7 protein-coding genes are annotated in these 6,485 nt (G+C 37.3%); 3 read left to right on the top strand and 4 right to left on the bottom strand.

Features of this window, described 5'->3' with window-relative positions:
* Positions 1-265: 265 nt before the first annotated feature.
* Positions 266-856, top strand: coding sequence for an SIR2 family protein (locus tag NG821_RS12135; RefSeq protein WP_252761923.1), 591 nt, complete (start codon positions 266-268; stop codon positions 854-856).
* Between the two features lie 393 nt (positions 857-1,249).
* Here NG821_RS12135 and NG821_RS12140 read toward each other — a convergent pair whose 3' ends face one another.
* On the bottom strand, positions 1,250-2,341 hold the full coding sequence (locus tag NG821_RS12140) for a HigA family addiction module antitoxin (RefSeq protein WP_252761924.1): 1,092 nt from the start codon (positions 2,339-2,341) through the stop codon (positions 1,250-1,252).
* A complete protein-coding gene (locus tag NG821_RS12145; protein ID WP_252761925.1) occupies positions 2,325-2,642 on the bottom strand; it encodes a hypothetical protein in 318 nt (105 codons plus the stop codon). Before NG821_RS12145 ends, NG821_RS12140 begins: the two co-directional genes overlap by 17 nt.
* Positions 2,643-3,301: 659 nt before the next feature.
* Between NG821_RS12145 and NG821_RS12150 the strand changes: the two genes are divergently transcribed.
* Positions 3,302-3,505, top strand: coding sequence for a DUF4160 domain-containing protein (locus NG821_RS12150; protein WP_252761926.1), 204 nt, complete (start codon positions 3,302-3,304; stop codon positions 3,503-3,505).
* On the top strand, positions 3,502-3,906 hold the full coding sequence (locus NG821_RS12155; protein WP_252761927.1) for a DUF2442 domain-containing protein: 405 nt from the start codon (positions 3,502-3,504) through the stop codon (positions 3,904-3,906). Before NG821_RS12150 ends, NG821_RS12155 begins: the two co-directional genes overlap by 4 nt.
* 297 nt (positions 3,907-4,203) lie before the next feature.
* Here NG821_RS12155 and NG821_RS12160 read toward each other — a convergent pair whose 3' ends face one another.
* Both NG821_RS12160 and NG821_RS12165 read right to left on the bottom strand, forming a co-directional pair.
* The gene (locus tag NG821_RS12160) at positions 4,204-4,803 is read right to left on the bottom strand and encodes an RloB domain-containing protein (protein WP_252761928.1); all 600 of its coding nucleotides are present in this window, start codon (positions 4,801-4,803) and stop codon (positions 4,204-4,206) included.
* The gene (locus NG821_RS12165) at positions 4,803-6,092 is read right to left on the bottom strand and encodes an AAA family ATPase (protein WP_252761929.1); all 1,290 of its coding nucleotides are present in this window, start codon (positions 6,090-6,092) and stop codon (positions 4,803-4,805) included. Before NG821_RS12165 ends, NG821_RS12160 begins: the two co-directional genes overlap by 1 nt.
* Between the last annotated feature and the right edge of the window lie 393 nt (positions 6,093-6,485).

The following is a 6,485-nucleotide window of genomic DNA, read 5'->3' on the forward strand; positions in this document are numbered from 1 at the left end:
TGAATATAAGTTGTGCATACGTTGAATTGTACTTAGATATTTTGTCAATACTAAGTTACTAATAATCAACGATATGTGCAACTTTTTAAACATAAATATTTTAGGTATTTAATTCCGCCAACGGGTATCTTCTATGAACTGATGAAAATTGTCAGAATAATCACGAGGAATGCCCAGATTATTAGAATTGAAAGTAAGAGGACTGAGAAAACTCGGCCCTTTGTTTTATGGAGATAAAGTAAACCAGTAGAACCGGAGTCGTTTTATGAGTGATAAGGATAGTACTTCTGAAGAGAATCAGGAAAACTCAGTTAGTAAATGCAAGTTGGCTATACAAGATATAGCCAAGAACTTGAAGAACGGAACCGTTTCGTTCATCATCGGTGCAGGATTCAGTAAGAACATATCTAATAGGTTCTTATCTTGGAAAGAATTGCTTCATGACATGATGGTGGAGATGTATACAGAAGAACGTCAGACTTGGCGTGCATCAGATGATGATCTCATCGGAAAGTATGGATATTTGGGAATCGCTTCTGACTATGTAAGACGTAAGGGCTATCATGAGGCAATAGACAGTTATATTGAGGAAAGAACTCCTGTACTTAAAAAAGATAAAAAGGGAAAAATAAAATTGATTGAAGATGATCGTGTGATTTCTGATGATGTAGATGTGACGACTCATCGTGAACTGCTCAGCCTGAATGCACGATATATCTACACTTTCAACTATGACAATGCACTAGAGTTTTATGAAGACCTTATCGTAACAGAAAAGGATACAAAGGAAGCAAAAAGGCTAAAGAAAGACATCTGTCAATATCGGGCCGCCCATGACCGACTAATCTCTGATTGAGTCGTTCAGCCTTGAACAATTGTGTGATTTTAGATTTTTTGGGATGGTTAGATGAACTGTGTCAAAGCCTTTTTTTGTTTAGTTGTTAACCTCATCCGAAAGGCACGATTTCCAATCGTGTTTCTCTGATGAGGGACATTACAGTCAGCAAATTTACATAATCTTGAATCTGTCTCCAAATTTTATAGCCAATTGCTGAGCCCGTGAGTCCCCAATTCGATATCGGCATGGATCACTTCCTGCGGATTTGGGACCAGAGAGACAAACTCGCACAAGACTTCAATATCTCTCGTTCTTCGTAACTTGACGTACCATTCGGTAGTGATAAAATGCGGGATCCATCTATTGTTCTAGGAACAAATATATGGCGCTCTTGTAGTAGAATGTCATTATCTATGCAATTTTTCTCTTTCCGTCGTCCTTAAATTTGAACATTCCTGTTTCATGGGAAATCCTGCCAAGAACGATCCATTTATTTAAGCCGTTTTCTTCGGCCCAATGTGAATAGTCACGTTGTATTAAGTATGATGTCGGACGGACTTTAGGTGACTTTTTCCATAAACTATCAGGAATAAGTGCATTGGACGCAAATTTGTCTGCTTCCATTTCTTCATGGTTCCTTTCCTCATCATCAATGTTCAAATGGTCATATTTGGTGTCATCTAAATGTCTCATAACATGACAAAGTTCATGCATGACCGTAAAAGCGAGATTATCTATTCGATTATAACGCATGGTGACGATAATACTTGGAATTCCATCTTCAATAAATGAGAAACCATCTATGGAGGCTTTATCTACTTTTTCGACAACACTAAATTTAATGCCATGACATTCTAATGTTTCATGTACTTTTTTGAGAGTATCCTTGTTCTCGTTGAAAATGTGAGCAAGTTCTTCCACTAAGCCTTTTTTGTCTAACATAGGTTTGGTCTTGTCAATACTATTTCGTCTGGAGACAGCTTTTGCCAAAAGAACCCATGTTAGAATCATTCTCTCATCAGTTCCTCTTTTCTCCGATTTTCTGAAAAGACCCATTTCGGTTGTCTGTAGTTCTGTAGCTGTAGGCAGACACAATTGCGTAACTAATATTTCCAACTGGTTTTTATACGATTGGGTCTTGATCTCTAAGCGTTTTAAAATAGTTTGGACATCAAAGACTTTATTGTATTCCATCAAAGTGTTATGTGCTTTTTGTTCTGCAATATTCCTTTCTGTAATCTTAAGCATATCACAGTCATATTGGCTTTGCATCGTAAGCCAAGTGACTGCAGAAATGCCCAATTGATCTTCCAGTTTACCTGCTAGAGTAGGGGTAATGGGGCGTTTACCTCTAATGACCTCATTAAGGTGAGAGGCTTGAATTCCGCATTTTTTAGCAAAACTTTTCTGATCCAAGCCCCTTGCTGATAGTTCTTCCTTTAATACGCTACCAGGGTGTACAGTAGTGAATAAAGGAAAATTCACTTTACTTTTTGTTGCCATAATGCGTTTCATCTAATATTATTATTGTTACTTCCTTACCACCTTCTGATTCTCTGAAAATTAAACGCTCAACTCTACCGTTCATAATTCTGATTGAACTTCGTCCTGAATGTTTTAAACGTTCATAATGTAGAAAACTAACAGAGCCAAGCATTCTTGTATTAGAAACAGCTCTCATGGTCTGGATAACCATTACCAGCTTTTGCATGAACACTTTGTCCTTACTGAACTTCTTGTATTTCCTGTTCTTTCCAGTTTCAATAAGTTCTTTTAGATCCTCATCTTCGATATATATGTCCATATCGGTGTTATTTCATGTTGCAAAGGTACTATAAAATTCCCAATTTTGGGAATTTATTATCAACTATTTTTGATATATACCGGAAATCCTAGTAAAAATGAATCAATATCCGTGAATGACTTCATACACTTTGGTGAAATTGTATCTGCTCAAAATAATTTAATAAACTATGATTAAAAAAGTTGCACAGATCGTCGGCTTTTAGTAATTTAGTAGTGATAAAAGATTGAGGTACAGTTCAAGATATAAACAATTTATTTTTGACTGGCAAGTGTCATATAAGGAGGTAAAAATGAAATCGGACTTGTATTATATTAAAAAGGGACTTTCTCTTTATGGAAGAAGAGCTTATGAAACTGCTGTCTCCAAGGGGGTGGCTGTGATTCTGAGGGGAAATCGTATCTATTCGGTAACCTCTAAGGGTGAGCGGATTTTACGTGACAACTTACCTCAATCCGAAGTTAAGGCAGAAAGACGCAGTTACAGTTTAAAGAGGCGCAAATGAAGCGTAGGCTGAGAGTTTTTGCCGGTCCAAATGGTTCAGGAAGTCTACAATCGTACAAGTCGTCAAAGATACCGGAATCCATTTGGGTATTTCTTGCAATGCTGATGAATATAAGAAAAATATTAATCAGTTGCATTACTTTGGTTTTCGGTTTATGTTCTATTCCAATGATCACAAGCCAATCCATATTCATGTGATCAAGGGCGAGGTGGGTACAAAATTCACTTTGTTTCCTGTGAGACTTATAAAGAATAACGGATTAAAGACTTCAGAGCTGAAACTTGTGAAGTCGGTCATAGAAGAAAATCAGGAAGTGATAGCAGAACACTGGAACAATTTTTTTAATAACACAAAATGAAGATAGATAAAATTTGGCTTACAGATACCGCTGTATGGGTGAGTACGGATGACGGTCGAGAGGCAAGCGAGCAGTTTGCAGACTATCCTCGTTTGCAAAATGCTACTCCTGAACAGAGAGTGATGTATACCATCACACCGGATGGCATTCATTGGGATGCATTGGATGAAGACCTCAGTTTTGAAGGTTTCTTCAGGCAAAAGTCATCCAGTCCGCTTTATATCTTTTTCATGCACCATCCGGAGTTAAACGCTTCCGCCATTGCACGTCGCCTGGGAATCTCTCAGAGTTTGTTTGCCCAATACATCAGCGGCAGCAAACGTCCTTCAAGGGAACGGATGAATGCCATCCGTAAAATCATCCAACTGATTGGGCAGGAACTTACAGCCGTATCATTCTGATCTCTAAGTTTCTTTGCCCGCAATTTTCGCTTTTTGATGATTGTGTCTCCTGCGTGCCCGTCAGCAATTGTCCTGCTGCCTTTTAAGATGATGAAGCGTAATTTTTTCCGGATTTTGCCAATATCCTGCCAACAAGAAGATCGGCCTTCCTGATTCGGATTACTTTTGGATAGTCAACTAAACCGGAGTATCCGTCCTGCTCGTTCTGTTTTAATCGATGATCTATCCCGTCATCGGTAATAGAAATCAAAGTCTAGTAGCTGAGATCTTCAACTAACTTGCTAAGGTATAAGGAGGTCACTTGTCTTTTATCTTTTTCAATAGACCTATTTCCTCTATGGCTTTCCATACATTGCTATAAGATCCTTTTTTATTACTGTTATCCTTAGCCGTTTTATAAGCTATCTGAAGTTTTCCTTCAGAGCAGAGGTCTGATACCCATTTCTGATTTTTTAGGAATGATTCAGTCTTATCAAAGTTAACCACATACTTACTCAGTTGGCTAATAACAGCTTGTGAAGTCCTGAAATTTCTCGTAGTATTGATATAGTGAAGTAAAAACCAATATTCTATGGAAGGCAGACTGTCACAGATTATCACATTCTTTTCTTTTATATATTTCTTCTTTAATGAGGTAAGACGTTGTCTTTCCTTAATATCCCAAGTAGACACATCTGCATCGAAGACAACGATAGCTTTCCCATCATCGTCCAAAACCTGCTGAATCTTTTTCTCTAATGCATGGATATCCTCTCGACCAAAATAGCGTGGACGAATTTTCACTTTCAAACCGAAAATGGTCTGAAGATGAGTAAAGTAGTATTGCTCAGTAATCCCCGCACCTATAAGTGTCGGTCGTGCTTGCCTGATTCTTTTAGTCGCAGTCCTTCGTGCCATTATGCCTGTATATTTGGAAGTGCACCAAATGCACCATTACGGTAAGATTTCTGGAAAGAACGAATTTTGTTCAATCCTTTGAAGTCGGTAAGGGAATAAAGATTGGAATTACCGTCTTCTCTTTTCTCTGTAAACCAGACAGAATCTTTTCTGATGAGATCGTCAACAGTATTGAGCAAAGGGTCATAGTGGGTTGTCACCAAAAGTTGGCTCCTATTGTTTATCTTCAAAAACTGTTCCAGTATAAATTCTATCAATTCCGGATGAAGAGAAGATTCGATTTCATCAATAGGCAGGAATTCTTCATTTGATATTGCCTGGTAAATGGCAGCTTCAATGCCAAAAGTCCTTCTTGTACCCTGACTTTGCAGTTCTTCAGGAAGAATATATTTCTCAACACCTCTTGAGTTCTTTATAGTATGCTCGAAATTAGTATTTATTCTATTGAATACGGGATTGACCTGTATTTTATCTTTTTCTTCTTTTGAAACATTGTCATCATTGAGTAAAATATTACGGAACTCGGATGGGATCGGTTCTGCTTTCTTTTCCACATTGACATCTGTAATGTTGAAATCTGCACGATGGATAAAGTTTAGAATATATTTCTTCAAATCAGTATCCCTCAGCATTTTTTGCCCAGCATAATTAAACATGATAGTTCTAGAATCTATAAGGGGCAAGGTGTGATGCCTCATCCAGTTACGGGCTTCATCTACATATTCTAGGGTGCAATTGACCATATTCCTGGCTGCGAAGAATGACATGTTAGGGAGGCATTTCAATGTGATTTCATCAAGAACATTATTACTTACCTTGATTACGACGGGATTAAACTTAATAACGGACCGTCCATCCTTAAATTCTCGAGAAAAAAGCATTGTCGGTTGAACCGTTCTGTAATAAAATAACTTTTCTAATACAACGTGGTGTTTGTCTAAGATAAGCTGATACCAATAGCGTATACTTCCAATATAGAACTTTAAACTGAATTCAGTAGGTTGTCTTGGAGTATCTTTATCTAGAAGAAAAGGAATGGTTCCAGTAGGTTCATCCATGTCCGCATGACGCTCGAACCAGAACCGACGTAAAAAATTGAAAGCATCAAGAAGATTGGATTTTCCACTTGCATTTGCTCCATATATTATCGCAAGCCGGAGTAAGCGCACTCCTGAAGCAACTTCAACAACTTGTGTGTTTTCGAAAATTGTGTCCTTTGTAGCTTCAAAGCTAAGTGTAACTTCATCCTTGAAAGAACGGAAGTTTTTTGTTTTAAATTCCTGTATCATAAATAGGTGCCAAAATATCTGTTAGTTTAATTATCAACAAAGTTAATATAAATGGATAATATTCGATATAAAATTAAGATTTATTACTATTTTATTTTAGTAAATAGATATATTATGGCCGATTTGTAATATATAATATTGTTATATCTCATTTTTGTATGCATTCTGGTTTGAGAAGAGATGTGGACAATAGATTAGAAAAATTGCGAAGTTAAACGACTGGAATGGTACTTGCAGCCCTCGAGGATTTAATCAGCGAAATAAATTAAAGAGGGTGTGTCAAAAGATACATCCTCTTTTTTGTTTCTCATTCTCAGTTATCTTTGCCATTTACTGTCAGGCTGCGATTTTTCCATCGCACATGATCAATTGCAGTGTATTCTGCCTCAGACA

Origin of the sequence: Segatella cerevisiae (assembly GCF_024054555.1) — a bacterium.
Lineage (GTDB): Bacteria > Bacteroidota > Bacteroidia > Bacteroidales > Bacteroidaceae > Prevotella > Prevotella cerevisiae.

Coding starts and splice junctions, on each gene's coding strand:
- NG821_RS12135 (WP_252761923.1), top strand. CDS start 266: ATGAGTGATAAGGATAGTACTTCTGAAGAGAATCAGGAAAACTCAGTT.
- NG821_RS12165 (WP_252761929.1), bottom strand. CDS start 6,092: ATGATACAGGAATTTAAAACAAAAAACTTCCGTTCTTTCAAGGATGAA.
- NG821_RS12155 (WP_252761927.1), top strand. CDS start 3,502: ATGAAGATAGATAAAATTTGGCTTACAGATACCGCTGTATGGGTGAGT.
- NG821_RS12140 (WP_252761924.1), bottom strand. CDS start 2,341: ATGGCAACAAAAAGTAAAGTGAATTTTCCTTTATTCACTACTGTACAC.
- NG821_RS12160 (WP_252761928.1), bottom strand. CDS start 4,803: ATGGCACGAAGGACTGCGACTAAAAGAATCAGGCAAGCACGACCGACA.
- NG821_RS12150 (WP_252761926.1), top strand. CDS start 3,302: ATGTTCTATTCCAATGATCACAAGCCAATCCATATTCATGTGATCAAG.
- NG821_RS12145 (WP_252761925.1), bottom strand. CDS start 2,642: ATGGACATATATATCGAAGATGAGGATCTAAAAGAACTTATTGAAACT.